Raw genomic sequence first — 26220 nt, forward strand, 5'->3', positions numbered from 1 at the left:
AGAAATTCATTTGGAAAGGCGGAATCGTAATGGGAGACCAGCAGCTGGAATATCTGGAATTTCAGGCAGATGAAGTGCATTATCTCATACCCCTGTCCTGGGTGGACAGAATCAGTGAGAGAACGAAAAAAAAGGGAAGAACCGTCCTGATCGATTTTGGCGGGCTCACCAGTCCCGGCCGTAGGGGAACGCAGCAGGAATACCTGATCCTTGCAGATGAGGAGAAGGCAGGATTTCTGGCGGACAGAGTGCTGGGAATGCGGACCCTGGACAGAAGAGCATTCATCTCTCTGAGAGAACCTGCATTAAATGAGACCAACCGGTATCTGGAGGCAGCCGTTCTGCTTCCGGAAGAGCAGGAGGGTGAGGTGCTGGCCTATGTGCTGAAGCCGGAGATTCTGAAGGAGAGACAATGGAAATTATAGAGGTGAAAACCAGGGACAGGGTTCTGTATATAGAGAAAGAAAAGACAGAAACCCTGTTTATGAATCCGAAAATATGGAAGATCCCAGGCGCTGCCGAGGAAATACTGGGTGTTTCTGTCTATAAAGGCCGCCTTGCCGTATACTACCGTCTGGGAAGTGAAAGAGATGCAAAATGCGGAGTCCTTATGAAGACACAGAGTGATATGGCTGTGGGGATCGCCGCGGAGCAGGTGGCAGGAGAAGGGGAGATTGACCGGGAAGAATTGACAGAAGTGATACCCGGAATATGGGAGAGAAAAAGTGATTAGGCTGAAAGAAGAAGAATTTGCGGAAATAGTGGAATATATGCGTCAGAATTACGGTATTAATCTGGAAAAGAAAAAGACATTGATCGAATGCCGTATGTCAAAAGAACTGGAAAAGCAGGGTGTGGAAACCTTCGGCAGATATATGGAGCTTTTGAAAAAAGATACATCCGGGACGATTGCCTCCAATATGGTAAGCCGTCTGACTACCAACTATACATATTTTATGAGAGAGCAGGCCCATTTTAACATTCTGCGTGACCATATCCTGCCGGAGCTTTTCAAAAACCACAGCAGAGGGTTTTTAAACGTCTGGTGCGCAGGATGCTCCACAGGAGAAGAGTGCTATACCATTGCCATGATCCTGCAGGATTACAGGGAACGGACAGGGAACCTGATGAATTACAGAATCCTGGCAACGGATATTTCCAACCAGGTGCTGGATAAGGCACGGAAGGGAATTTATACGGCAAAGGAAGCAGAGGCACTGCCGGCTGAGTGGAAGAATAAATATTTCCGGGCAGAAGGCACAAAATCTTACTGTGTGGATGAACGGCTGAAACAGAACATCCGTTTTCAGAACCAGAATCTGCTCTCCCCCGGTATCGGGACAGAACAGTTTGATCTGATCTTCTGCAGGAATGTCATGATATATTTTGACAAGAAAGCCAAAGAGACACTGGTGAAAAAACTGGAGGCCGGTCTGAAACCGGAGGGATATCTGGTGATCGGGCACGCGGAACTTTTAAATCGCGGAGAAATCCAGCTGGAGCCGGTATTTCCTGCTGTATATAAAAAATATAAAGAGAAGCAAAGGTGAGTTTATGGAAAAGAAAATCTTGATCGTGGATGACGCAATGTTTATGAGGAAATCCATCCGGAAAATTTTGGCCGAAGGGGGATATACCAACGTGGAGGAAGCCAGGGACGGCGAGGAAGCACTTGCACTGTTCGGCGAATACAACCCGGACCTTGTACTTTTGGATATCACCATGCCCGGAAAATCCGGTCTGGAGGTTCTGGAAGAGATACTGACACAGGATGCCGATGCATCTGTTGTCATGTGTTCTGCCATGGGCCAGGAAGCTGTGATCCAGAAGGCTGTGGTGATGGGGGCAAGAGACTTTATTGTGAAGCCGTTCAGGAAGGATGAATTTTTAAGGATCGTGGACAGCTGTTTTCCAATAGAGAAATGAAAGGACAGGGCGCAATGAAAAAGTATTTCTCGAATCTGAAGATAGGAACAAAGCTGATCGCTGCCTTTGCCTCTATCCTTGTATTATATATCCTGACAGTTTTGGTGTCTGTGCACACCATACAGAGTATGTCAGAGAAGATGGATGATCTGTATAACCAGCCTTTTGCCAAAGTGGAGGCGTCCATGAATATGGCATCCAACCTTCATCTGGTAGGAAAGAATCTGACCATCATGGCAGCAACGGAAGATATTGTGGATGAAGATGCCCTTATGGCTGAGACGAAAGCGGCGATCCAGGAGGAAGCAAAGGACCTGGAGTTTCTCCAGACAGGATACGGCAGTGATACAGCCCAGGTCAGAACACTGGGCGAACAGTTCAGGGAGCTGGGCATTCCGAGAGACCAAATCATAACTCTACTGGAACAAGGAAAGTCTGAGCAGGCGCTTGCTCTGTATGTAAGTGAGTATATGCCGAAGATGGACAAGGTGAACGATACGCTCAACAAATTGACAGGTGAGTGTGTGAACGATGCGGAAGATACACTGAACACTTCCCTTACCTCCAACACCAATGTCAGGTTTATGATCCTGGGACTGGCACTTATCTGTATTCTGATCACCTGCGTTCTGTGGCTTACCATAACAAGAAGCATTTTAGGACCGGTCAATGAGATAAAAAAGGCAGCACAGGCTGTGGCAGACGGGAAGCTCAAGGCAGATTTGTCCTATACCTCCGATAACGAGCTGGGACAGCTGGCAGAAAATATCAGGGAGACCACGAAGGCCCTCAATATCTATGTATCGGAAATTAAGACAGGTATGACTGCCCTTGGCAACGGAAAACTGAACTACCGGACCAAGATAAAGTTCAAAGGTGACTTTGTAGCTCTGGGGGACGCTCTGGATGAGATCGGAGGTCTTCTGCGCAATGCCATACAGCAGATCAGCGGCAGTGCGGAACAGGTGGCCGGAGGCGCGGAGCAGGTATCCAATGCTGCCCAGGCCCTGGCGCAGGGAACATCCCAGCAGGCCAGCTCCATTGAAGAACTGGCTGTCAGCATCAATGAGATCACAGAGAGCATCAACGGCAACGCGGACAAGGCGGTCAAATCAAGCAGACTGGCAGATAATGTGGGATGCAGTCTGGAGAGCAATGACCAGCAGATGCGAAGTCTGCTGGATGCCATAAAAGAGATCAAGAACAATTCCCGGGAGATCACCGGAATTGTTAAGGAGATTGAGGATATTGCCTTCCAGACCAATATCCTGGCTCTGAATGCGTCTGTGGAGGCCGCAAGAGCAGGAGAGGCCGGAAGAGGATTTTCCGTGGTTGCCGGTGAGGTGCGCCGTCTGGCATCCAAGACAGCGGAGGCATCCAAGCTTACAGCCGGTCTGGTGGAGAAGAATACAGAGGCGGTCAATGTGGGAATGAATACGGTTCACTCAACAGCGGAGTCTTTGAAGACATCGGTTGAGAAGGCACAGGAAGTGAACCGGATGATGGATGAAATCTCTGAGCTATCCGTACAGCAGGCGGAGGCGATCATGCAGGTGCGCAGAAGTATGGATCTGATCTCTGATATTGTGCAGGGCAATTCCGCCTCCTCTGAGGAGAGTGCGGCTGCCAGTGAGGAACTGTCTGCCCAGGCTCAGATGCTGAAGGAACTGGTGGAACAATTTGAGATATGATGGATAAAGGGGAACAGAATGGATTGTGAAGTGGAATTGGAGGAACTGTCTGAGGATTTTATAAAGGAGCTGGGAAACATCGGAACCGGAAACGCGGTCAGTGCCCTTTCACAGCTTCTGAACTGTCCGTTGGAGATTGATACGCCCAATCTGCGTATACTGCCTTTCCAACAGATAACGGAAATTATTACGGAAGCGGAAGTACCGCTTGCCGGGATCATGGTGGAGGTCTTCGGGGAAGTGAACGGTATGTTTCTCTTCCTTCTGGATGAGACCTTTACCGGTCAGGTGATACGCCTTGTGCTGGGAGACACGGTATCTGACTTTATGAACCTGACGGAGATGGAGGAGTCCCTGCTCCTGGAACTGGGGAATATCATGTGCGGCTCTTATATCAGAGCCCTTTCACAGCTCATGAATGTAGAGATAGATGTATCGGTTCCCCAGATAAGCATAGATATGGGCGGCGCCATACTCACAGCCGCCACGTCACGTTTTTTAAGAACAAGCGATGAACTTTTAATGATAGACAATTTGTTCTGTATGGATACCGATACTTTTTCGGGGCGTATTCTGTTCCTTCCGGAAATGGAATCTCTGCATGTTCTGCTTCGGAAACTTGAGGAGTTATGAAATGGATAAAATTACAGTAGGTATTGCCGAGGGCAGAATCGCCTTCAGAGGGCAGACGCTGGTCACCTATGCACTGGGGTCCTGTGTGGGCATCTGCCTGTACGACAGCAGAATAAAAATAGCCGGAATGGCCCATATCGTGCTGCCGGACGAGAACAGCGCTACCGTAAAAAGTAATCCCTATAAGTTTGCCGGAAGCGGGATATCTGCACTGGTTATGGAAATGCAGAGACACGGTGCCGATAAGCGGAGGCTGACAGCGAAGATCGCCGGCGGGGCTAAAATGTTCAGTACCGGCCGCTCCGCCTGGGATATCGGGGAGAAGAACGCCGCCGCTGTCAGGCAGGCGCTGCACGCGGCAGGTATCCGTATCCTGGCGGAGGACACAGGTGCCAATTACGGAAGAACCTTGGAGTTTTGTGCGGATGACGGCATTGTCCAGGTGAAAACGGTTAGAAGAAAAACAGTAATATTATGATATGATAAAAGCTATGGGAGGCAGATATGGATTTTAATGGTAAGAATATCGTTCTGGCTGTGGATGACAGCCTGATGGTATGTAAACAAATTCAGACAGCACTGAAGGATGAGCCTGTTTTTCTCTGCGAGGCACACAATGGGCAGGAGGCTGTGGATATGGCGATGCAGTATCAGCCGGATCTGATCCTTTTAGATGTGGTGCTCCCTGATATTGAGGGATACGAACTGATTGGAAAATTAAAGGAAGTGGGGCAGGAGGAAGCAGCGGTTCTTTTTCTCACCTCAAAGGATAAAGACGAGGATGTGGTGAAGGGCTTTTCCATGGGCGCCTGCGACTATATCAAGAAGCCATTTGCCACTGCGGAGCTGCGGTCCAGGGTCCACGCTCATCTGGAAATGAAAAAGCAGAAAGATATGCTGAACAGACAGAATAAAGAGCTGCTCACCAATATGGAAAAACTGAACTTTATGGCCTTCCGGGACGGTCTTACCGGTCTGTATAACAGAAGGTATGTAGTCGGCAACCTCATGGAGGACATGAAGGACCACAATGCGGAGAAAGCCACAGAAGTTCTCATTATGGCGGACATTGATGACTTTAAGCGGATCAATGATACATATGGCCACGATGCCGGGGACGCGGCACTTGTGTGCATTGCCAACATTTTAGAGGAGCAGTGCAGGGAACACAGGGTCATCCGGTGGGGCGGGGAGGAGTTTCTCATTGTACTTTTCGCTGTCACGGAGGAGGAGGCTTTTGAGATCAGTGAGCGTATCCGAAAGGAAGTGGAGGCATTCCGGATCTACCATCCGGACGGGGAATTCTCCTGCACGCTGACTTTGGGACTTCACACCTACCAGGAACCTGACAGGATAGAGGACAGCGTCAACTGTGCGGATAAGGCACTTTATTACGGCAAACGAAACGGAAAGAACCGCAGTGTCTGGTACAAGGACATACGGTGAGCGGTGATCAGATATGGGATATTTCGATGCGGATGCGGAAGAAATGCTGGAAGTGTACCTTTTAGAGACACGCCAGCTTATGGAACAGTTAAATGGAGTTTTGCTGGAGGCGGACAAGAATAAGACGTTTTCAGAGAAGGATATCAATACGGTTTTCAGGATCATGCACACCATTAAAAGCTCCTCTGCCATGATGGGACTTCACGCCCTGTCAGGCATGGCGCATAAACTGGAAGACCTTTTTTCCTACTACAGGGAACAGAAGGGGGAGATCAGCCGTATAAAACCGGATTTGTTTGATCTTTTATTCAAGGTATCTGATTTTGTGGAGAGCGAGTTAAAGCAGATGCCGGAGGAGAGTTATGCCCCAAAGGATACTAATGAGGTAGAGAATAAGATAGCGGAGTACCTGAAGAGCCAGGAGGAAAAGCCTGAGGCTGAGCTGCCTGCCGTCCCGGAACAGACAAAGGGGGAGGCAGAGGCAAAAGCAGAGAAAAGAGCAGAGCCTGTGCAGGTGGGAATCCCTGAGATATTCTTAAAGAAAAGCGGTGTCGTCATACGGATCCGTTTTGAAGAGGGCTGCCGCATGGAGAATATCCGCGCGTTTATGATCGTGAGGCAGATCGGAAATCTCTGCAGCAGTGTGGAGAGTTATCCCCAGGACCTGGAAAAGTCCCAGCAGGGAGCGGAATATATCAATAAAAACGGAGTTTTCATCCGGTTTGAGAGCGACAAAAAAGAGGAAGTTCTGGAAGCGGTCAAACGCGGACTTTTTGTAAAGGATTATGAAGTCCTAAGGGATGAGGTAAAGAAGCCGGAGCCGAAGGTGATCAAAAAATCCCCGAAGGCAGACAGCCTTGCCGAGACAAAGGAAGTTGAGTTCCTCAATGTCCGTACAGACCGGCTGGACCGGCTTCAAAACCTGTCGGGAGAGCTTTTGATCCTGATGCTGACACTGGACGAAGAGTTAAAAAGCCACGGAATGGATGATGTCAGGGAGGGGACTGCCTATCAGGTCAACCGTCTGATCGAGGAGATGGAGCGCACGGTCATGGAGATGCGCATGGTTCCCGTGTCAAAGGTCATTCCCAAGCTGAAGAGGATATTAAGGGATATCTGCAGGGATCAGGGAAAAGAAGCGGAACTGATCGTGAACTGCGGAGACATTGAAGCAGATAAAAGTGTAGTGGACTATGTCTCGGAATCCCTGCTCCATATTATCAGAAACGCGGTGGATCACGGCCTGGAACATCCGAAAGAGCGGACAGCGGCAGGCAAGAACCCAAAAGGAAGCATTACCTTCAATGCGGAAAACACCATAGGCGAGCTGATGATCTCTGTCGCGGATGACGGCAGGGGCATAGACCTGGAAAAGATACTGGAGAAAGCCAGAGAAAAACATCTCATCACAAAACCGGAGGAGGAGTATGATCCCCAGGAGATCCTGGAGCTTATTTTGACGCCCGGTTTTACCACCAACGAGGAGGTTACGGAGTATTCCGGACGTGGTGTGGGCCTTGATGTGGTGAAGAATATACTGGAGGAGGCGGGAGGCCATCTGTATATCCAGAGTGAGGCGGGAAAAGGCAGTACCTTTACCATCACGCTTCCCCTGTCTCTTGCCACCATTGAGTGTACCAGGTTCCGGGTGGGAAAATGCCGTTTTTCCGTTCCCTCCAGATATGTGCAGCGCTTTTTGAGCTATGAGGAGAACAGAGATTATATACACCTGAGGAACGACAGGAAGTATATTCTGTATGATAACCGGATGCTCCCCCTGGTGGATTTAAGAGAGGCTTACCAGATAGAGGGAGAGTATCCCGACACAGCCCTCCTGGTATATGTCAAGAGCGCCAAGCGGGAGGGAGTCATCATCATTGACTCCATGTATGAACAAAAGCGGATCGTGGTAAAGCAGCTTCCCGCCCTGTTCGGCCCCGGTTTCCGAAGACATACGGGCATCAGCGGATGCAGTATCATGGGAAACGGCAAGATCTGTGCTGCTCTTGATATTGAAATCCTGATTGAAAAATTCACAAAGGAGGCAGTCCATGAGCGAGAATGAGATCAATGAAATTCTTTGTTTTCCCGGCAGCAGGAAGAATTATGCGGTGGACTTTTCCTGTGTGGTGGAGATCAGCTATGATTTTAAAATATCAAAGATTCCCTGCATGCCCCCGGATTTTGACGGGGTGTGCAGCTACAAAGGTGCCATGATACCTGTCATAAGGATAGAAGGGGAGGAGAGTCTTCCGGAGACAGACAGCGAAGAAGAGAGCCGGGTGATTGTTGTGATCGTAAAGCACCAGAAATATCTTCTGGGTATCCGTCTTTCCAAAGAGCCGTATATCATCTCCTATATCGCTGCGGACAAGATAACCAACCCCCTGGGTGTGGCAGCTTCTGACCGATGGAAAGAAAAAGGGCTTTACCGGTACGACCAAAAATTATTCTCCGTCATTGATGTGGAGAAGACGTTGGAGGGTATGGTCTTCTATCCATGACGGGAGGCTCCGTGTGAACCGTAACCTATGATGCACCAACAGAGAAAAAACAGGCTCTGTTGGTGTTTTTTTATGTTTTTTCTTATGATATAATGATAAAAAGCCTGGGCGGCATAAGAAAAGAAACTGCGCAAGCGGCAGTGGAGGGAGCAGCCTATGAGGAATCGGCAGAATACGGAAAGACCGGCAGAAGAACGGAAGGAAAAAAGTAAAGAAAGACTTCGGGTATTTGCTCTTTATCTGATACTGGCAATGGTCATTGTGCTTCTTATCTGGATGAATAAAGAGACTGCGTCCAATACCATTGGCTTTGACAATGAAAATGTATACGCCCTGGCGGAGGGCTGGACCATGCAGTACGGCGGAAAGACCTTGCAGGTAGCCCTTCCCCTGGACAGCAGCGCAGAAGCAGAGGAGCTCGTCACCTATACAAGGATTCTGGAAGCACAGGACTCCTACTGCAATATGATCATGTTCCACTCCTCTCATCAGCGGATCAAAATATATTTGGACGGGGAACTGCTCTATACCTTCGGATATGGACAGAGTACCCCGGTACACTCCTCTGTGGGCAGTGCCTGGCAGTATACCCGCCTTCCGGAGGACTGGGAAGGAAAGGAACTGCGGATTGAGACCAGGGGTGTGTATGACTCCTATTCCGGCAACCAGGAGATTGTATATCTGGGGACAAAAACGTCCCTTGTCTTCATGGTGGCAAAGCAGAAGGTTGTCTCTCTTCTGGTGGATCTGTTTTTGTTCATTATGGGCGTGCTTTTGATCATGAGCAGCTTCTTCTTCAGGGAGTCCCATACTGTGGGCAGAATCCGGTATCTGGGAATCTTCGCCATTGTGACCAGTACATGGATTCTGCTGAAGTCAGGCGTGGGGCAGCTTTTCACCGGGAACATATTGATGAGTATGAACATTCTTTATCTGCTGTTCGGACTGATGCCCATTCTCACCATCAGTTTTCTTCTGACCTTTGACAGCTTTTTAAAGAGCCTGTTTATGAGGGGTCTCTACTGGTTTTGTGTTGTCTGTTATTTTGTCATGCAGTTTCTGCAGTTTGCGGACGTGACAGATTACACCAGGATGGTGTCTGTGAATCACATAAATTTCCTGCTGATCGTACTGGGAATGGCAGGTATTTGTATCCGAAAAAAGGCAAGGGGGGAGAAGATCGAAGACCTGTCGGTCTTTGTAGCCTGCTTTGCGTTTGCAGGATTCGGAGCTGTGGATATTTACCGGTTTTATTTTGAGAAGACCATGCAGAGCAATGTGGGATTTACACAGGCGGGACTGATCTGCTTTGTCTGTTCCCTGGGATACTCTGTAGTCAAACAGTCCTCAGAGGAACAGACGCAGATCATTGAGAACAAGACGCTGAAAAAGATCGCTTACCTGGATATCCTTACGAATCTGCCAAACAGAACCGCTTTTGAGAATCAGATGGAAAAATACAGGACAGGGGATGCAGACAAGAGACCGATCGTGATGATTGTGGATCTGAACGGCCTGAAGGAGATCAATGATACATATGGACACAAGGCAGGTGATGTGGCTATTATCCGCATTGCGCAGCTTTTGGACCGGCATTTCGGACAGCCGCTCCACACATATCGGATCGGCGGGGATGAGTTCTGTGTTCTGGCGGAAGGGGAGAAGGATGAGATATTCAGGCAGCGCATCCGGCATTTTTTAAGTGATGTAAAGGAAGCTGACAAAGAGTACGCATTTACCTTTTCTGCTGCTTACGGATATGTAAAAAGCGGAGAGGAAGGGATTGACAAGGCGTTCATCTGCGCGGATAAAAAAATGTACATCTGCAAGATGCAGATGAAGCAGGAACGGACAGAAGAGGAAGCGTGAGGGGCGGCAGGAGGAGCATATGGATTATAAAGAAGCATTTCACATATTGGGAACAGAGCCATCAAAGGACGAAGCGTGTATCAGGCAGGCTTACCGGAGACTTCTGGCGGACAACAACCCGGAAGACAATCCTGAGGGCTTTAAGAGGCTGCGCCGGGCATATGAGACGGCAGCGCAGTATTCCCGCACTGAGAAAGAGGATACGCAGAAGCAGGAGGCACGGACAGAGACAGATCTCTGGATGGAGCAGGTGGAGGCAGTCTATCACTCCTTTTCCCGGAGGATGGACCCGGAATGCTGGAAAGAACTGCTTCGGGCAGATGTGTGCCAGAGCCTGGCAGACGCGGAGGAGGTCAGGGAAAAACTCTTCGGGTTTTTGGCTGTACATTTCAGGCTTCTGCCGGATATCTGGAGGATACTGGACCGGCATTTTCTTATCGAGGAGGAACAGGCAGAGTTTGAGGAGCATCTGCCCGCGGAATTTGTCCGGTATATGTTAAGCCAGATACACGGGGAGATACATTTTCCCTATGAATATTTTGAGGGCAGGGATGACGGGGATTATGATACCTGGACAGCCACTTATTTTCAGCTCTATGAGGCTGTGGAGGAAGGAAATACAGAGCGCGCCGAAGAGCTGTTAAAGAGCATGGAGGCACTGGAGATCTGTCATCCCCTGGCTGAGATGGAGAAGGCCAGGATCATGATGCTGAAAGGGGAAAAGGAAAAGGCTTATGAGACGGCGTCCCATCTTCTGGAAAAGTACCCGGATGAGATTAGGATCCTGATTCTCGGAGGGGGAATTCAGTGGGAATACGGAGATTTGGACCGGGCGGCTGCGGCCTATGAAAAGATACGCAGCCGTTTCCCGGAGCACTTTGTGACCAATCTTCGTCTGGGGAAATATTATGCGGGAAAAGGCCGGTACAAAAAGGCAAAGGAATGCATCAGCAGTGCCAGCCGCGTCAACTCCCGGGACCCGGAGATGCTGGAGTGTTTAAAAGAGATAAACACCCGTCTGATCGCAGAGTACAAAGAAATGATCAGCCGGCAGGCAGCAGGAACAGAGGATTACATTGAGCTGGCCTGGTGTTATCTCCAAAATGAGGAGAATGAGGCGGGAATCGCCTGCCTTACCGGTGTGACGCCGGATATGAAGAATGAAACCGGCTACCACAGTGTGCTGGAACGGCTTTATTTTGCGGCAGGCATGCCGGAAAAGTCTGAGGAGGAGGGAAATGCCTGGATACAGAGCATCCGCAGGGAGGAGCCATCCCTTTCCGAGGAGGAGAAGCTGCGGGTACCGGAGCGGATCGCAGCGGCTTACTACATTATGGGCCGGGCCTGGATGCAGACCGGGCAGCAGGATGAACATGCGCTGAAGCTTTTGGAGACCTCCATTGCCTTTTATGATCAGAACGCGGATACCTACCTGCAGAAAGCACTTCTTCTGAACCGGATGAAGTTAAGCCGTGAGGCCCGGGAGGCCTGCGACAGGCTTCTGGAGCTGGAACCGGAAAATTTCTGGGGGTATGTGAACCGGATGGAAGCGCTGCTGGCCTTAAAAGACGGGCAGGGAGTCATTAATGATTTTTATGAAGCCAGGAAAATATTTGCAGCTTATCCGCCCCTATACGAGATGACCGCAGAGGTCTTTGACAGTACAGGGCAGTATGAGGATGTGCTGGATATCATGAAACAAGCAGAAAGTGCAGAGATTTCCACACCAAAGCTCTCCCTTTTCCGCCTGCGCGCATGCAGCCGGCTGGCAGAGACAAGAGCCGACGCGGAACAGGTTTTGGATGACGCAGCTTCTCTTCTTGCCCAATTGGAAGGCAATCCGGAAAATAGTAAAATCCGGGCGGAGATTTACGCGGAATCTGCCCGTCTGCAGAATAATATGGGCGACGGAAAAGCAGCGCTTGCGTATATCAACAGAGCTTTGGCAGAGGATAACCGGCCTTTTTTTAAATGGATGAAAGGGAATTTTTTATATGAACTGGAAAAATATCAGGAGGCACTGGAGGTACTTATGTCCTGCGAGACGGCGTTTCCCGAGGGGGATATGGTCATGTTCCGTATCGGGGAGTGTTTCCATCGTCTTGGACAAATGGAGCAGGCGGCTGCCTATCTGAAAAAGGCCCTGGAGATTGACCCGGAAAACGGGCGGGCGAACTGCAAGCTGGCGGAAATCTACAGGGATCTTCTGGAGGAGAAGGAAGACCCGGCCTTTTACGGGAAAGCGCTTATCTATGCGGACAGGCAGATCCAGCTGCAGCCTGAGGCATATTACTATGTGGAGCGGGGACTGCTTCACATGGCCTGCGCCTATTACTGCAGGGCAGTGCATGATTTTGAGGAGGCACTGCGCCTGGAGCCTGAGAATGTGTATGCATACAACAATATCTGTGTCTGCCTCAGAATGATGGGGGAATATGACAGGGCGGTTGAGGCCGGGAAAAAGGCGGAAGCGCTGCTGAAAGAGGAGGACATGGTCCGTGTGTACGGCAATCTGGGGGACTGCTGTATGGAAACCGGATGTCTTGCTGAGGCGGAGGCATATTATCTGAAACACCAGAAACAGTTTCCCAATGGACGCTCTCCGAAAGAATCCCTCATCGAGGTATATATAAGGCTCGGGAACTTAAACGCAGCCTTTTACTGGATCGGGCAGGCCTATGACAGGGAACAGGAGGTGCTGTACCGAAAGGCCCAGGTTTATTACAGACTGAGGGAGGGCGGCAAGGTGCGTATCTGTCTTCGGGATATCCAGAAGGAGAAAGCGTATTCGTGCAGGGCAAAGCTTTTGGCTGCATACAACGCCTGCTATCTTCTGGAAAAGAACCGGGAGGCGCTGAAGCTGGCAAAAAGTGTTCTGAAGGAGGCAAAAGCCGGCTCTTCGGAATATTTCCAAGCAGGTTTTCTGGCGGCTGAGATTTATATGAGAACCAAGAAGCCGGCAAAGGCGGGTAAGACAGCAGAGGCGCTTTTGGCTGTCTGGCAGTCAACGTTTGGGGAGGCGTCCCTGATCAAATGGAAATACCGGAGAAAGCGTCTGTACGAGCTGGGGCTTCTCTGCCTCTTTACCGGCAGGACGGAAGAGGCTTTCAAACAGGCAGAGCTTATGGCGGATGCCCCAAAATGTGAAGATGTCTGCTGCGGGCAGCAGGGAGGAATGTGTGCGGAAGCCCTTCATCTCATGGCCCTGATCTGTGAATTTACGGGGGAGAGGCAGCAGGCCTTTGACTACTACGCAAGACTCAAAGAAAGCGGTTTTCTCAACATACAGGCAGATTACGGGTGCAGAAGGATGTAGTGACAGAAAGGAACAGAAGAATTGATAATTGGAATAGATTTGGGTACAACAAACAGTCTGGCAGCATATTTTACGGAAGACGGGCCGAGAATTATCCCCAACCGTCTGGGCAGGCATTTAACGCCTTCCGTGGTGAGTGTGGATGAAAATGACCAGGTATTTGTGGGAGAGACAGCAAAGGAACGTGGTTTTTTATATCCGCAGATGACTGCCTCTGTCTTTAAGCGCGATATGGGAAGTGACAGGAAGTACCGGCTGGGAGCAAGAGACTTTACGGCCCAGGATCTGTCTTCCTTTGTTCTGCGTTCCCTGAAGGAGGACGCGGAGGCGTTCCTTCAGGAAACCGTGGAGGAGGCGGTCATCAGTGTACCCGCGTATTTTGATGACAAACGCCGGAAGGCCACGAAGAGAGCCGGGGAGCTGGCAGGTCTGAAAGTAGAACGGATCATCAGCGAGCCAACAGCCGCAGCCATTGCCTACGGACTGTACGAGAAACAGAAAAACACAAAATTTCTGGTATTCGATCTTGGCGGCGGAACCTTTGACGTATCCATCCTGGAGCTGTTCGAGAATATTTTGGAGGTCCGGGCAGTGGCAGGAGACAACTATCTGGGCGGTGAGGATTTCACAGAGCTGCTGGTGCAGCATTATATGGATAAGATGGGGCTGAAGCTTACAGCGCTGACACAGAAGACCCTGGGACAGATCCGCAAGCAGGCAGAGGCCTGTAAGCTGTCCTACAGCCGGGCAGCGTCAGGAACCATGAACTGCAGAATAGACGGGGAGGAAAGGCCTCTTGCGATTACCCTGAAGGAATACGAAAAGATGTGCGAACCGCTTCTTGCAAAGATCAGGAAGCCGGTACAGAGAAGCCTGTCAGATGCCCATGTAAAGCTGTCGGATATTGATGAGATCGTGCTGGTAGGCGGGGCCACCAGACTTCCTGTTGTGAGGGATTTTATTATCCGCATGTTCAAAAAATTCCCTGATACAGCCATGAATCCTGACGAGGCGGTGGCTCTGGGAGCTGCCATCCAGGGAGCCATGAAGGAACGGCAGGAGGCAGTCCGGGAAGTGATTTTAACCGATGTGTGTGCCTTTACGCTTGGAACAGAGGTGTCTGTGCGGCTGGAGGACGGCAGGATAGATGAGGGGCATTTCTGTCCGATCATAGAGCGGAATACAGTGATCCCGGCCAGCCGTACGGAGCGTTTTTATACCATGCACGATGATCAGGAACGTGTCCGTATCTGTGTTCTGCAGGGAGAGAGCCGATATGCGGAAAACAATCTCCTTTTAGGAGAACTGGATATTGAGGTGCCGAAGAACAAGGCCGGGGAGGAGAGTGTGGATGTGACCTACACCTATGACATCAACTCGATTTTGGAGGTGGAGGTATGCGTCACATCCAGCGGACAGAAGCAGCGCCGGATCATTAAGGGCCGTGAAAATGAAATGACGGACAACGAGATCGAAGCCCGTATGAAGGAACTCTCCTACCTGAAGATCCATCCGAGAGAGCAGGAGGAGAACCGTCTGCTGCTTCTGAAAGGGGAGCGCCTTTATGAGGAAACTGTGGGTGAGAACCGGCGGCGGATGGAATATGAGCTGCAGAAATTTGAAATGGTGTTAAATACCAGAGACCGGGGTAAAATAGAAGAAGCGGCGAAACATTTTTCGCAGATAATGGAAGAAGTAGAAGAAGATAATCTATAAACCCGGAGGTATGAAAATGGGACAGAAACTATATGCGAACGGAATCATCCTGACAATGGAAAAACAGATGTACGCGGAGGCGGTACTTGTAAAGGACGGCAGGATAGCGGCAGTGGGAAGAAAGGCGGCTGTGGAGGCGTGTGCCGGTGCGGACACAGAACGGGTGGATCTGGAGGGGCGGACCATGATGCCCGCCTTTCTGGATGCTCACAGCCATTTTATGGCCTGCGCCAACGGGGAACTGCAGATTTCCCTGGATGGTACCAAAAGTTTCTGGGAAATTGCGGAACGGGTGCGGGAATATATCGCTGTCAGGCATGTGGAGAAGGGGAAATGGCTGACAGGAAAGGGATATGACCACAATTTTCTGGAGGAGAGATCCCATCCTGACAGACACCTTCTGGATGAGGCAGCCCCGGACAATCCCCTGGTGATCACCCACCAGTCCGGCCATATGGGTGTCTTTAACACAGAAGCACTTCTGCGTCTCGGCATTTCCATGGATGGAAATGGGGCGGTACAGGAAATACCAGGAGGAAAGATTGCTGTGCAGGACCATATCCCCACAGGATATATGGAGGAGAACGCCTTTGTGGAGTTTCAGAAAAAGATTCCGCTTCCCTCACCGGAAGAATTTATGGATGCTGTGGAAAAGGCACAAAAGAGATACGCCTCCCATGGGATCACCCTGATCCAGGAGGGACTGGTGGTGGATGAGATGCTTCCTCTCTATCAGAAAATCGTGGAGTCAGGAATCCTGAAGCTGGACGTGGTGGGGTATCTGGACATGAAAGGTGCCGGAAAATTTCTGGAAGCTATGGGGAAACACAGAGAGGGATTCCTCCGGCATTTTAAAATAGGGGGATATAAAATCTTTTTGGACGGCTCGCCTCAGGGCAGAACAGCCTGGCTTAGAATGCCCTATACGTCAGGGCCGGAAAAAGAGGGATACCGGGGATATCCGGTACACACAGATGAGGAGGTCTGCGCCTTTGTGCACCGTGCTCTGGAGGAACACATGCAGATCCTGGCCCATTGCAATGGGGACGCTGCCTGCGGACAGTATATCCGTGTTTTCGAGAAAGCTGCCGCCGCGGAAGGAAAGACGCTTCCCGCGGATATTCGTCCGGTTATGATACACGCGCAGCTTCTCGGACTTGACCAGATACCAAATGTGAAGGCCATGGGAATGATACCCTCCTTCTTTGCCGGACATGTGTACCACTGGGGAGATATCCACGCAGATAATTTGGGCATGGAGCGGGCTTCCCATATAAGTCCGGCAGCTTCCGCCGAAAAAGAGGGCATTGCCTATACTTTCCACCAGGACGCCCCTGTCATTGAACCGGATATGCTGGAGACCGTATGGTGCGCTGTAAACCGATGCACAAAGAACGGAAAAGTACTGGGCAGCAAAGAGCGCATCTCTGTGACAGATGCGCTGAAAGCAGTCACCGTGAACACGGCATACCAGTATTTTGAAGAGCGGGAGAGAGGCAGCATCGCCCCGGGCAAGAGAGCGGATTTTGTGATCCTGTCTGAAAATCCGCTGGAAAAGGACAAAATGCAGATCCGGGATATCCGGGTGCTGGCAACGATAAAGGACGGGGATGTCATTTACCGAAGGGACACCCTCTGACCCGGAATCTCTTGTTTCTGTCTGTGATTACCCGTCAGACCCTTCCTTCAGCCCTTTTTAGTCTTCCACCAGCCGGATGCCTGTAATATCCGGTTCTATGATCAGGGAGTAGTTGGTATAATACACCACAAAGCCGGGCTTGGAGCCGTTTGGCTTTTTCACGTGTTTTTTCTGGATATAGTCAATCTCCACTTTGGGGGCAGTGCGTCCGCTGGAATAATACCCGGCCAGACGGCCTGCCTCCTCAAAGGTACGGTCAGGCAGCTCTTCATTGTTGGACTTTACCACCACATGGGAGCCTGCCATTTTCTTGGCATGGAACCACCAGTCACCTCCTGTGGCGAATTTAAAGGTGAGTTCTTCGTTCTGGTAATTATTTTTTCCCACATAAATGTGATAGCCGTCGCTGGATATATAATGCAGGGGTTTTGATTTGGCCTGCATTTTCTTTTTGCCGCCGGTATAGTGCTTCTTGATATACCCGTATTCCGTCAGTTCCTCCTTGATCTGGGACAGGTCGCTTTCCTGCTGGGCAATGTCCAGGGCAGCCTGAATGGATTCCAGGTGGCGGATCTCACTTTCTGTGTCCGCTAACTGTTCCTCCAGAGCCTGTGCGGTACGTTTCAGCTTATTGTACCTGTCAAAGTATTTCTTGGAGTTTTCCTGAGGGGTCATGGTGGGGTCAAGGGGAATGGTAATCTCCTCATTGGTATAATAATTCAGTGCCCGGAAGGATTTACAGCCCTCCTCCAGGTTATAGCCGTATGTGTTGATCAGCTCCCCATAGACTTTGTATTTGTCCATTTTTTTCGTGTCCTGCATCTGCTTTGTCTGCAGGTCGAATTTTTTCCAGTTGCGGTCCAGGGCGGTCTGGACTATTTTCCGCAGGTCCGCGGATTTCTGACGCATACGGGTAATGATATTTTTCTGGGCATAATACTGCTCCAGGACCTGGGAGATGGAATCGTATTCCCTGACTGTATAATCCGTATACTGGGTGAGGGGAACAGCTCCGAATTCCACCGGTTCCCCGGAGGGGCTGTACACAATATTGGGAGTAAAGCGCCCCTCTTTTACATCCTCCATAAAGCGTGAAAACGCCTGGAAGACCCGTTCCTTCTCCTGCCCGGAAAGCCCGTCTGCAGGGGCACTTCCGTGTACGCCTGCTCTGGCGCAGATCTCCTCCGCGGCTGCGGGGCTTAACCCTGTAAGAGAGGTATAGATGGCCTTGGCTATATTGGTAGGCTTTCCGTACACCGCCGCATAAAATTCTTCCTCTGTGACAGCAAGGGGATTCTTCTTGTCCTGAGTCTGCGGAATAAAATAATCTCTTCCCGGAAGAACCTCCCTGACAGAGCTCATATTCAGGGATACATGCTTGATGCTGTCCAGGATCATGCGCTCCTCATTGAGGAAAATAATATTGCTGTGCTTGCCCATGATCTCCACCACCAGGGTTTTAAAGCACAGATCTCCAAGTTCATTTAAATGTTCTATTCGGATCTCAATGACACGCTCCAGCCCCGGCTGGGTCACTGCCGTGATCTTGCCGCTTCCCACATGCTTGCGCAGCAGCATACAGAAATTCGGCGCTGTGAGAGGGCTTACTTTGTTCTTGTCCGTAAAATAGATCAGAGGCAGGGAGGCGCTGGCTGATATGAGCAGCCGGTACTGTGTCCTGTTATTTTTTATGGTGAGAATAAGCTCATCCGCCTCGGGCTGGGCAATCTTGTTTATTTTGCCGCCCACAATCGTTTCATTTAATTCTTTTACTATATTTGCAATGGTAATTCCGTCAAAAGCCATATAAATTCTCCTTCCGATTCCGCTATCACGATTATATACGAAATGGAAACACAAAGCAAATGAAAAAAAGATTTGACTGGAAATTGTGATTGCTTTATAATAACCATGTATGTTTATGTCACTATCCAAAAAGCAGCCATATACAGCTTTGCGGACAGTAACAGATTTATGCTATGTGCAAATAAGAACAGCAGAAAAGAGAATGACATGATCAAGAGCATGACAGGCTTTGGAAGAGCCGAGGTGATTGACGAAGAAAGAAAAGTTACGGTTGAAATGAAATCCGTAAATCACCGCTATCTGGATATCAATATACGCATGCCCAAGAAGCTGAGCAGTTTCGAGGCTTCCATACGTGCCGTATTGAAAGAATATCTCCAGCGCGGCAAGGTGGACCTCTTCATCGCCTATGAGGACTACACCCAGTCCCGTGTTTCCGTAAAATACAACAGGGAAATTGCAGGACAATATTTAGAATACTTACAGCAGATGAGTGAAGAATTTCATCTGGAAAATGACATAAGAACGTCCAGGCTTCTAAGCTGCCCGGAGGTGTTCACCATGGAAGAACAGACGGTGGATGAAAAAGAACTGTGGAGTTCCCTGGAGGAAGTTCTGCGGGAGGCTGCCCGCCGGTTTGTGGATACCAGGATCAAAGAGGGCGGACATCTGAAGAATGACATTCTGGAAAAGCTGGACGGCATGTACAGCAAGGTAGAGCAGGTGGAGGCGCGTTCTCCTGAGATTCTCCGTGAATACAGAGAAAAGCTGGAGAATAAGGTGGCAGAACTTCTGCAGGATACCCAGATAGAGGAGAGCCGCATTGCGGCGGAAGTGATCCTCTTTGCGGATAAGATCTGCACGGACGAGGAAACCGTTCGCTTAAAGAGCCATATCTCCCATATGAAGGATGTACTGGAGCAGGAGGATGGCATCGGCAGGAAGCTTGACTTTATTGCCCAGGAGATGAACCGTGAGGCAAATACCATTTTATCCAAGGCCAATGACCTGGAGACTTCCAATCTTGCCATTGACTTAAAAACAGAGATAGAGAAGATCCGGGAACAGATTCAGAATATTGAATAAAGGCAGGAGGAATATGTCTAAATTAATCAATATCGGTTTCGGCAATGTAGTGAACACAGACAAAGTGGTGGCAGTTGTAAGCCCGGACGCGGCGCCCATCAAGCGCATGGTGCAGTCAGCAAAAGAGTCCGGCAAATCCATTGACGCCACGCAGGGCCGCAAGACAAAGGCAGTGATTATCACCAACAGTGAGATGCTGATCCTCTCAGCCCTGCAGCCGGAAACCATTGCAAAACGTTTCGGCACGTTTTACGAAAATGATCTAAAAGGGGAACAGGATGGATAACAGAGGAATTTTAACCGTGGTCTCCGGATTTTCCGGCGCGGGTAAAGGGACGCTTATGAAACGGCTTCTGGAGAAGTATGATACGTACTCCCTTTCTATTTCCGCGACCACCAGGGCACCGCGGGAGGGCGAGGAGCATGGAAGAGAATATTTCTTCCATTCAAAAGAAGAGTTTGAGGAGCTGATTTCCCAGGATGCATTGATTGAATATGCCCAGTATGTGGAAAACTATTACGGTACACCAAAGGCATACGTGGAAAAGCAGCTTGCCGCAGGCAGGGATGTGATCCTGGAAATTGAGATACAGGGAGCACTCAAGGTGAAAGAAAAGATGCCGGATACCCTGCTGATGTTTGTCACACCGCCTTCTGCGATGGAGCTGAAGCGGCGGCTGACAGACAGGGGGACCGAAACACCTGAGGTCATAGAATCCAGGCTTCGCAGGGCATCCGAGGAAGCCAAGGGAATGCCGCTCTATGATTATGTGCTCATCAATGACGATCTGGAAGAATGCGTTGACAGGATGCACAGCATTATTCAAAGCCAGCACAACACTGTGAAAAACAGTGCGCCTTTTATAGAAAAAATAACCAGTGAAGTAGCAGTATTTGCGAAAGGAGAATGAGATATGATACATCCGTCTTACACAGAATTAATGGACGCAATCAACGAGGAGGGCAATATCGAGGACGAACCGTTAGTCACCAGCCGTTACTCTGTTGTACTGGCTACCAGCAAGAGAGCCAGACAGCTTATTGCAGGCCGTGAGGCCATGGTTCACTCATCAGGCAAAAAACCTCTGTCCACAGCAGTGGAAGAGATTTATCAGGGCAAGGTAAAAATCCTGCCGGATGATTTCCAGGAGGAAGAGGAGACAACAGAGAACTAAATTTACAGGGACTGCCGCCAGATGCGGGCAGTCCTTTCTACCATTACTGACAAGGAGTATGCATGAGGAAAGTTTTATTTATATCTCTTGGATGTGACAAGAACCTGGCGGATTCTGAGGAGATGCTGGGCATGCTTGTGGAGCATGGGTATACCATCGTAAACGATGAGACAGAGGCTGATGTGGCTGTTGTCAACACCTGTGCCTTCATCCATGATGCCAAGGAGGAGAGCATTTCCAATATTCTGGAAATGGCAAAGTATAAGGAGACAGGTTCCCTCAGGGTCCTGCTGGTGACCGGTTGTCTGGCGCAGCGGTACAAGGAGGAAATTATAGAAGAGATCCCGGAAGTAGATGCTGTCCTGGGGACAACCAGCTTTGATGATATCATAGAGGCCCTTGACAAGGCATTTGAAGGGGAGCGGTATCTGGAGTTCAAGGATACCTCCTATCTGCCGGATGTGGAGACAAAGAGGATGATCACCACCGGCGGCTATTATGAATACCTGAAGATCGCAGAGGGATGTGACAAGCACTGCACCTACTGTATTATCCCGAAGCTCAGAGGCAGATACCGCAGTGTTCCCATGGAAAAGCTCATAAAGCAGGCAGAATACATGGCAGAGCAGGGCGTGAAGGAACTGATCATAGTAGCGCAGGAGACCACTATATACGGCTGTGACCTGTACGGGGAGAAAACCCTGCATAAGCTTTTAAAGAAGCTGTGCCGCATCCCCGGCATTGCATGGATCCGCGTGCTCTACTGTTATCCCGAGGAGATCTATCCGGAGCTGATCCGGGTGATGAAGGAGGAGCCGAAGATCTGTCATTATCTGGACCTGCCCATACAGCACTGCAATGACAGAATCCTGAAGCGCATGGGCAGACGTACCACCAGGCAGGAACTTGTGGACATCATCACAGCTCTCAGAAGAGAGATTCCCGATATTGTGCTTCGGACAACTCTGATCACCGGATTTCCGGGGGAGACACAAGAGGAGCATGAGGAGCTGATGGACTTTATTGATGAGATGGAGTTTGACAGGCTTGGCGTCTTTACCTATTCGCCTGAGGAGGATACCCCTGCGGCCATTATGCCGGACCAGATCGATGAGGAAGTCAAGAAGGACCGTCAGGCAGAGCTTATGGAGCTTCAGCAGGAGATCTCCCTGGACAAGGGACAGGAGAAGATCCACTCTGAAGTTGAGGTTATGATCGAAGGGAAAGTGGCAGATGAAAATGCCTATGTGGGCCGCACATACGGAGATGCACCGGGTGTGGACGGATATATTTTCGTCAATACGGATACGGAGCTTATCTCAGGAGATTTGTGCAAGGTGCATGTGACCGGCGCTCTGGAATATGATTTGATAGGAGAGTTAAAAGATGAATACACCGAATAAACTGACGATCGCAAGAGTCGTTATGATTCCGTTCTTTGTGGCTTTTTTAATGTATGATATTGCGGGAAGTGCCGGAAAGTGGATCGCGCTGGCCATCTTTATCGCTGCCAGCCTGACAGATACCCTGGACGGCTATCTGGCCAGGAGAGATAATCTGGTGACCAACTTCGGCAAATTCATGGACCCGCTGGCGGACAAGCTTCTGGTCTGCTCCGCGCTGATCTGCTTTACCGGTATGGGTGAGCTGCCGGCCTGGATCACCATTGTGATCATAGCCCGTGAATTTATCATCAGCGGTTTCCGTCTGGTAGCTGCGGACAACGGCATCGTGATCGCTGCCAGCTACTGGGGCAAATTCAAGACCGTATCACAGATGATCATGATCATTCTTATGATCATGGATATTCAGAATCAGGCATTCCAGATCCTGATCCAGATTTTCGTGGTGATTGCCGTTGCACTTACCCTGATCTCTCTTGTGGATTACATCTTGAAGAATAAAAGTGTTTTAAGCATGCAGGATTAAAGGAAGAAAATATGGCTATGCTGCCTGGGAAGGAGAGAAACTTATGACAGCGGAATTGATATGTGTGGGAACAGAGTTGCTTCTGGGCAATATTGTGAATACGAATGGGGCCTACCTGGCGAGAAAATGCGCCGCTCTTGGGCTTTCCATGTATCATCAGAGTATTGTGGGGGACAATGACAAACGTCTGGAGGAGACTATCCGGACAGCGACGGACCGGTCTGACGTGGTGATCCTCTGCGGAGGCCTTGGCCCCACGAAGGATGACCTGACAAAAGAAGTGGCTGCTAAGGTTATGGGAAAAAAGCTGAAAGAGGATAAGCATTCCAGAGAGCGTATCCAGGCTTATATGGATAACTATGTAAAGAGCCATCCGGGTACCAGGATCACAGAGAATAACTGGAAACAGGCGCTTCTGCCGGAAGGTGCCGCTGCTGTGGACAATGAAAACGGAACTGCCCCGGGAATCATAATGGAGGAAAAGGGAACAGTGCTGATTCTGCTGCCCGGCCCGCCAAACGAGCTGATTCCCATGTTTGAAGAAAAAATATACCCCTATCTCAGGAAAAAACAGCCGGAGGTCATTGCCTCTGAGATGGTAAAGGTGTGCGGCTTAGGTGAGAGCCAGGTGGAGACAGATATTGAAGATCTCATCGAAAAACAATCTAATCCCACCATTGCCACATATGCCAAGACAGGGGAAGTGCACCTGCGTGTGACGGCAAAGGCTGAAAATGAAAAGGCTGCCAGGAAGCTGATCAAGCCTGTCGTCCGTGAGCTGAAGGTGCGTTTCGGTGCCAATATCTATACCACGGATGAGGATAAATCCCTGGAAAGCGCAGTTGTGGATCTGCTCAGAAACCAGGATATCTCCCTGACCACGGTGGAGTCCTGTACAGGCGGTGCGCTGTCTGCCAGGATCGTAGATGTTCCGGGTGCTTCCGATGTGTTAAAACAGGGATTCGTCACATATACCAACCGTGCCAAGAGAAAATACGTTATGGTTAAGAAAAGCACCTTAAAAGAATACGGTGCCGTCAGCGAGAAGTGTGCAAAGGAAATGGCAAAAGGCGGATGCTTTGTGACCGGTTCCGATGCAGCAGTCTCCATCACCGGATTCGCAGGACCGGACGGCGGTACCGAGCAGGCGCCGGTGGGAACCGTGTTTATCGGGTGCTGCTTAAAAGGAAAGACAGTGGTGCAGGAATTCCACTTCGGGGGAGACCGCAGCAAAATCAGGGAACAGGCAGCAACTTATGCCCTGATCCTTCTAAGAGAATGTATTCTGGAAAATTTTGAGCGCCGTAATGATGAAAGCAGTAAATGATCTCCATACAGACAGCCGCCCGGTACCTGATACCGGGCGGCTGTTATAGTCTAATGCATCTAATGCATCATTTTGATGATCTGCATCATACGGTTGATGCGGGCTACCTCTTCCGGCGGTTTTCCCATTTTCAATACCTCGATTATGGTGTCCATCTCCTGACGCGAAAAATCAAGTCCCCCGGATTGACTTTTGTTCTGAGAGACTGCTGACATGAGAAAGGGCAGCAGTTCGTTCATTCCCTTCTGGCTTCCCTGATTTGCTATGTTATTGAGCATTTTCAGCTTCTCAGGGTCCATGCCTTTCAGATTGGGGTTGTTCATCCAGTTGTCCTGAAAATTCCCCTGCTGCTGCGTATTCTGCTGGTACTGTCCGTAAGTCTGCTGCGGCCCGGACTGGTACTGCTGGGTATTACCGCGGGGGTCAGACTGATATGCCTGGGAATTAACCCCTGGCCCGCCCCCCTGCGCTCCGCCCTGTGCATTTCCCTGGAAGGGCTGAGAGCCGTTCTGGAAAGCAGGATTGTTCTGCTGAGGAGCGTTCTGGAAAGCGGGATTGCCCTGCTGGGAACCGTTCTGGAAGTCTGGATTACCCTGCTGAGATGCATTCTGGAAAGCGGGATTGCCCTGCTGGGAACCGTTCTGGAAAGCGGGATTGCCCTGCTGAGAATCATTCTGGAAAGGTCGGGAACCTTGCTGGGAACCGTTCCGGAAGGGCGGGGTGTTCTGGCGGGAGCCGTTCTGGAACGACTGGCTGTTCTGCCGGGAATCATTTTGGAAGGTCTGGTTACCCTGCTGAAATGCATTTTGTGGGGTCTGGCCGGCCTGCTGAGGGCCATTTTGCGAGGCCTGCCCACTCTGCTGAGGACCATTTTGTGAGGTCTGCCCACCCTGCTGGGAGCCTGGCTGTGGTCCTGCGTGATAGGGCTGCTGATTTCCGATGGGGAATCTGAGGCCGCCCGGACGGTATCCTCCCTGGCCCGGGCCGTTCTGACGGGAGTTTGATGGCTGTTCTTGTTTCCGGCTTTCCGCCTGTGTCTGCGGCGGCTCGTCTGCCGACGGCTTTCCGGCAGGATTTCTGAGATTCTGCCTGTAATTCTGATTATTCATATTTACCTCCGTTTTTACTGTTTCGGCACATCCTGGGACAGCTCAAAAAGCTGCACCATGGCCATGGTATTGATGAGCGAGTCAATTCTTTCCTTCGCAGGTCCGCGGCATACCTTGCTGCAGGCTGTGAGCATTTCAAGAGGGTCTGCCGTAAACTGCTCCTGGGCATGCATCTGCATATCCGCCTGCGGCTGTGAGAAGAGACGTATGGTATTGGATAACTCCAGAAATTTGGCATATACTGATATGAGCCTTTGGCCCTGGGCCGGAAGATAAGGCATGGCCGCTTTCAGAATTTCCACCTGATCCTCCGCTATCATTTCGTCCAGAATATTATGTTCTTCCATTCTAGCTCCTTCCAAAACTTCCGCTTTCTAAACCTTATGTTTCCTCTATACAGGATATGACGAAAAAACAGTTCTGCCATAGTATAATAGGGAAAGGGGTGTATACACATGGAACAGCATGAAATCAGACTGGTGGAGGAAGACAACACCATTTATGAAATAGATATGGACTGCATCAGGAAAAAACAACTGGCGGCAAAGAGAGCCATGGAAGCAGATGAAAAGAGAAGACTTGATTTTGAAAAGAACAGGGCAAAAGAAACATGACAAAGTAAAAAGCCGGGGCTCATCACCCCGGCTCTTTTTGATGAGACTGCTGTTCCGGGACTGCCCTGCAGTCACAGGACAATATCCGCGGAACAGAGAAAAGTCAAACTTTTACCAAAGCCTCTCATCTGTTTTTGTTTTGTTATTGATTAGCAGAAACCGTGTCCGCCGCATCCGCACAGGAGCAGCAGGATAATGATAATACAGCTGCAGTCGCCGCCGAAGCCGCCGCATCCGCAATCATTTCCACATCCGCCGCCGCTGTTTCCGTTTCCACAGCAGCAAAGCAGAAGAAGAATCCAGATGATACAGCTGCAGTCGCCGCCGAATCCACGGGAAACTCCACATCCTCCTCCACAGTTATCATCGCATCCGCAACCACAGTTTGTAGCAGCTAAATCACTCATTTTGTATCCTCCAAAGAATTTTGATTA

At 50.0% G+C, this 26220-nt stretch carries 26 protein-coding genes; 22 read left to right on the forward strand and 4 right to left on the reverse strand.

Annotated elements, in window-relative coordinates:
- Nucleotides 1-29: 29 nt before the first annotated feature.
- From WMO65_RS02430 to WMO65_RS02495, 14 genes are all read left to right on the forward strand, one after another.
- A complete protein-coding gene (locus WMO65_RS02430) occupies nucleotides 30-425 on the forward strand; it encodes a CheW domain-containing protein (protein WP_033140340.1) in 396 nt (131 codons plus the stop codon).
- Nucleotides 413-733 (forward strand): hypothetical protein, encoded by a 321-nt coding sequence (locus tag WMO65_RS02435; RefSeq protein WP_148391475.1) that lies wholly within the window; start codon nucleotides 413-415, stop codon nucleotides 731-733. Before WMO65_RS02430 ends, WMO65_RS02435 begins: the two co-directional genes overlap by 13 nt.
- Nucleotides 726-1550, forward strand: coding sequence for a CheR family methyltransferase (locus WMO65_RS02440; protein WP_054351217.1), 825 nt, complete (start codon nucleotides 726-728; stop codon nucleotides 1548-1550). The genes WMO65_RS02435 and WMO65_RS02440 overlap by 8 nt, the downstream gene beginning before the upstream one ends.
- 4 nt (nucleotides 1551-1554) lie before the next feature.
- Entirely contained in the window at nucleotides 1555-1926 is a 372-nt protein-coding gene (locus WMO65_RS02445; protein WP_033140337.1) for a response regulator, read from the forward strand.
- Nucleotides 1927-1940: 14 nt separating this feature from the next.
- Nucleotides 1941-3617, forward strand: a complete 1677-nt coding sequence (locus tag WMO65_RS02450; protein ID WP_054351240.1) for a methyl-accepting chemotaxis protein — start codon at nucleotides 1941-1943, stop codon at nucleotides 3615-3617.
- A gap of 18 nt (nucleotides 3618-3635) precedes the next feature.
- The gene (locus WMO65_RS02455; RefSeq protein WP_033140336.1) at nucleotides 3636-4250 is read left to right on the forward strand and encodes a chemotaxis protein CheC; all 615 of its coding nucleotides are present in this window, start codon (nucleotides 3636-3638) and stop codon (nucleotides 4248-4250) included.
- 1 nt (nucleotide 4251) lies between these two features.
- Nucleotides 4252-4728 carry a chemotaxis protein CheD gene (locus WMO65_RS02460; RefSeq protein ID WP_054351218.1) on the forward strand — a complete coding sequence of 159 codons (477 nt, stop codon included), beginning with the start codon at nucleotides 4252-4254 and terminating at the stop codon, nucleotides 4726-4728.
- 26 nt (nucleotides 4729-4754) lie between these two features.
- A complete protein-coding gene (locus WMO65_RS02465; protein ID WP_103730953.1) occupies nucleotides 4755-5696 on the forward strand; it encodes a GGDEF domain-containing response regulator in 942 nt (313 codons plus the stop codon).
- A gap of 13 nt (nucleotides 5697-5709) precedes the next feature.
- Complete coding sequence (locus WMO65_RS02470) at nucleotides 5710-7761, forward strand: chemotaxis protein CheA (RefSeq protein WP_033140333.1); 2052 nt, start codon at nucleotides 5710-5712, stop codon at nucleotides 7759-7761.
- Entirely contained in the window at nucleotides 7748-8200 is a 453-nt protein-coding gene (locus tag WMO65_RS02475; protein WP_148391474.1) for a chemotaxis protein CheW, read from the forward strand. The genes WMO65_RS02470 and WMO65_RS02475 overlap by 14 nt, the downstream gene beginning before the upstream one ends.
- A gap of 156 nt (nucleotides 8201-8356) precedes the next feature.
- Nucleotides 8357-10069 carry a GGDEF domain-containing protein gene (locus tag WMO65_RS02480; protein ID WP_148391473.1) on the forward strand — a complete coding sequence of 571 codons (1713 nt, stop codon included), beginning with the start codon at nucleotides 8357-8359 and terminating at the stop codon, nucleotides 10067-10069.
- 19 nt (nucleotides 10070-10088) lie between these two features.
- Nucleotides 10089-13385: a J domain-containing protein gene (locus tag WMO65_RS02485; RefSeq protein ID WP_148391472.1), complete on the forward strand. Its 3297-nt coding sequence runs from the start codon at nucleotides 10089-10091 to the stop codon at nucleotides 13383-13385.
- Between the two features lie 21 nt (nucleotides 13386-13406).
- Entirely contained in the window at nucleotides 13407-15101 is a 1695-nt protein-coding gene (locus WMO65_RS02490) for a molecular chaperone HscC (RefSeq protein WP_033140329.1), read from the forward strand.
- A gap of 16 nt (nucleotides 15102-15117) precedes the next feature.
- Nucleotides 15118-16740: an amidohydrolase gene (locus tag WMO65_RS02495; protein ID WP_148391471.1), complete on the forward strand. Its 1623-nt coding sequence runs from the start codon at nucleotides 15118-15120 to the stop codon at nucleotides 16738-16740.
- Between the two features lie 57 nt (nucleotides 16741-16797).
- Here the strand turns inward: WMO65_RS02495 and WMO65_RS02500 are convergent, their stop codons facing one another.
- Nucleotides 16798-18546: an Rqc2 family fibronectin-binding protein gene (locus WMO65_RS02500; protein ID WP_148391470.1), complete on the reverse strand. Its 1749-nt coding sequence runs from the start codon at nucleotides 18544-18546 to the stop codon at nucleotides 16798-16800.
- Nucleotides 18547-18753: 207 nt separating this feature from the next.
- Here WMO65_RS02500 and WMO65_RS02505 point away from each other — a divergent pair, with 207 nt between their 5' ends.
- The 7 genes from WMO65_RS02505 (at nucleotide 18754) to WMO65_RS02535 (ending at nucleotide 24063) form a co-directional block, all read left to right on the forward strand.
- Entirely contained in the window at nucleotides 18754-19632 is an 879-nt protein-coding gene (locus WMO65_RS02505) for a YicC/YloC family endoribonuclease (RefSeq protein WP_033140578.1), read from the forward strand.
- Between the two features lie 13 nt (nucleotides 19633-19645).
- A complete protein-coding gene (locus tag WMO65_RS02510) occupies nucleotides 19646-19918 on the forward strand; it encodes a DUF370 domain-containing protein (protein ID WP_033140326.1) in 273 nt (90 codons plus the stop codon).
- Nucleotides 19911-20543, forward strand: a complete 633-nt coding sequence (gene gmk, locus WMO65_RS02515) for a guanylate kinase (protein ID WP_033140325.1) — start codon at nucleotides 19911-19913, stop codon at nucleotides 20541-20543. Before WMO65_RS02510 ends, gmk begins: the two co-directional genes overlap by 8 nt.
- A 3-nt stretch (nucleotides 20544-20546) precedes the next feature.
- A complete protein-coding gene (gene rpoZ / locus WMO65_RS02520; protein ID WP_033140324.1) occupies nucleotides 20547-20807 on the forward strand; it encodes a DNA-directed RNA polymerase subunit omega in 261 nt (86 codons plus the stop codon).
- A 62-nt stretch (nucleotides 20808-20869) separates the two neighbouring features.
- A complete protein-coding gene (rimO, locus tag WMO65_RS02525; protein ID WP_148391469.1) occupies nucleotides 20870-22210 on the forward strand; it encodes a 30S ribosomal protein S12 methylthiotransferase RimO in 1341 nt (446 codons plus the stop codon).
- Nucleotides 22194-22736, forward strand: coding sequence for a CDP-diacylglycerol--glycerol-3-phosphate 3-phosphatidyltransferase (pgsA, locus tag WMO65_RS02530; protein ID WP_148391468.1), 543 nt, complete (start codon nucleotides 22194-22196; stop codon nucleotides 22734-22736). The genes rimO and pgsA overlap by 17 nt, the downstream gene beginning before the upstream one ends.
- Before the next feature lie 43 nt (nucleotides 22737-22779).
- Nucleotides 22780-24063: a competence/damage-inducible protein A gene (locus WMO65_RS02535; protein ID WP_033140321.1), complete on the forward strand. Its 1284-nt coding sequence runs from the start codon at nucleotides 22780-22782 to the stop codon at nucleotides 24061-24063.
- 59 nt (nucleotides 24064-24122) lie between these two features.
- Here WMO65_RS02535 and WMO65_RS02540 read toward each other — a convergent pair whose 3' ends face one another.
- Together WMO65_RS02540 and WMO65_RS02545 are read right to left on the reverse strand one after the other, a co-directional pair.
- The gene (locus tag WMO65_RS02540) at nucleotides 24123-25172 is read right to left on the reverse strand and encodes a hypothetical protein (RefSeq protein ID WP_243128769.1); all 1050 of its coding nucleotides are present in this window, start codon (nucleotides 25170-25172) and stop codon (nucleotides 24123-24125) included.
- Nucleotides 25173-25186: 14 nt separating this feature from the next.
- Entirely contained in the window at nucleotides 25187-25519 is a 333-nt protein-coding gene (locus WMO65_RS02545) for a hypothetical protein (RefSeq protein WP_033140320.1), read from the reverse strand.
- A 108-nt stretch (nucleotides 25520-25627) separates the two neighbouring features.
- Between WMO65_RS02545 and WMO65_RS02550 the strand changes: the two genes are divergently transcribed.
- Nucleotides 25628-25786: a hypothetical protein gene (locus WMO65_RS02550; protein ID WP_156120822.1), complete on the forward strand. Its 159-nt coding sequence runs from the start codon at nucleotides 25628-25630 to the stop codon at nucleotides 25784-25786.
- A 149-nt stretch (nucleotides 25787-25935) separates the two neighbouring features.
- Here the strand turns inward: WMO65_RS02550 and WMO65_RS02555 are convergent, their stop codons facing one another.
- The gene (locus WMO65_RS02555; RefSeq protein WP_033140319.1) at nucleotides 25936-26193 is read right to left on the reverse strand and encodes a hypothetical protein; all 258 of its coding nucleotides are present in this window, start codon (nucleotides 26191-26193) and stop codon (nucleotides 25936-25938) included.
- Nucleotides 26194-26220 lie beyond the last annotated feature (27 nt).

Origin of the sequence: Blautia caccae (genome assembly GCF_040095955.1) — a bacterium.
Taxonomy (GTDB): domain Bacteria; phylum Bacillota; class Clostridia; order Lachnospirales; family Lachnospiraceae; genus Blautia; species Blautia celeris.

Coding starts and splice junctions, on each gene's coding strand:
- WMO65_RS02430 (WP_033140340.1), top strand. CDS start 30: ATGGGAGACCAGCAGCTGGAATATCTGGAATTTCAGGCAGATGAAGTG.
- WMO65_RS02435 (WP_148391475.1), top strand. CDS start 413: ATGGAAATTATAGAGGTGAAAACCAGGGACAGGGTTCTGTATATAGAG.
- WMO65_RS02445 (WP_033140337.1), top strand. CDS start 1,555: ATGGAAAAGAAAATCTTGATCGTGGATGACGCAATGTTTATGAGGAAA.
- WMO65_RS02450 (WP_054351240.1), top strand. CDS start 1,941: ATGAAAAAGTATTTCTCGAATCTGAAGATAGGAACAAAGCTGATCGCT.
- WMO65_RS02455 (WP_033140336.1), top strand. CDS start 3,636: ATGGATTGTGAAGTGGAATTGGAGGAACTGTCTGAGGATTTTATAAAG.
- WMO65_RS02460 (WP_054351218.1), top strand. CDS start 4,252: ATGGATAAAATTACAGTAGGTATTGCCGAGGGCAGAATCGCCTTCAGA.
- WMO65_RS02465 (WP_103730953.1), top strand. CDS start 4,755: ATGGATTTTAATGGTAAGAATATCGTTCTGGCTGTGGATGACAGCCTG.
- WMO65_RS02470 (WP_033140333.1), top strand. CDS start 5,710: ATGGGATATTTCGATGCGGATGCGGAAGAAATGCTGGAAGTGTACCTT.
- WMO65_RS02475 (WP_148391474.1), top strand. CDS start 7,748: ATGAGCGAGAATGAGATCAATGAAATTCTTTGTTTTCCCGGCAGCAGG.
- WMO65_RS02480 (WP_148391473.1), top strand. CDS start 8,357: ATGAGGAATCGGCAGAATACGGAAAGACCGGCAGAAGAACGGAAGGAA.
- WMO65_RS02485 (WP_148391472.1), top strand. CDS start 10,089: ATGGATTATAAAGAAGCATTTCACATATTGGGAACAGAGCCATCAAAG.
- WMO65_RS02495 (WP_148391471.1), top strand. CDS start 15,118: ATGGGACAGAAACTATATGCGAACGGAATCATCCTGACAATGGAAAAA.
- WMO65_RS02500 (WP_148391470.1), bottom strand. CDS start 18,546: ATGGCTTTTGACGGAATTACCATTGCAAATATAGTAAAAGAATTAAAT.
- WMO65_RS02505 (WP_033140578.1), top strand. CDS start 18,754: ATGATCAAGAGCATGACAGGCTTTGGAAGAGCCGAGGTGATTGACGAA.
- WMO65_RS02510 (WP_033140326.1), top strand. CDS start 19,646: ATGTCTAAATTAATCAATATCGGTTTCGGCAATGTAGTGAACACAGAC.
- gmk (WP_033140325.1), top strand. CDS start 19,911: ATGGATAACAGAGGAATTTTAACCGTGGTCTCCGGATTTTCCGGCGCG.
- rpoZ (WP_033140324.1), top strand. CDS start 20,547: ATGATACATCCGTCTTACACAGAATTAATGGACGCAATCAACGAGGAG.
- rimO (WP_148391469.1), top strand. CDS start 20,870: ATGAGGAAAGTTTTATTTATATCTCTTGGATGTGACAAGAACCTGGCG.
- pgsA (WP_148391468.1), top strand. CDS start 22,194: ATGAATACACCGAATAAACTGACGATCGCAAGAGTCGTTATGATTCCG.
- WMO65_RS02535 (WP_033140321.1), top strand. CDS start 22,780: ATGACAGCGGAATTGATATGTGTGGGAACAGAGTTGCTTCTGGGCAAT.
- WMO65_RS02540 (WP_243128769.1), bottom strand. CDS start 25,172: ATGAATAATCAGAATTACAGGCAGAATCTCAGAAATCCTGCCGGAAAG.
- WMO65_RS02545 (WP_033140320.1), bottom strand. CDS start 25,519: ATGGAAGAACATAATATTCTGGACGAAATGATAGCGGAGGATCAGGTG.
- WMO65_RS02550 (WP_156120822.1), top strand. CDS start 25,628: ATGGAACAGCATGAAATCAGACTGGTGGAGGAAGACAACACCATTTAT.
- WMO65_RS02555 (WP_033140319.1), bottom strand. CDS start 26,193: ATGAGTGATTTAGCTGCTACAAACTGTGGTTGCGGATGCGATGATAAC.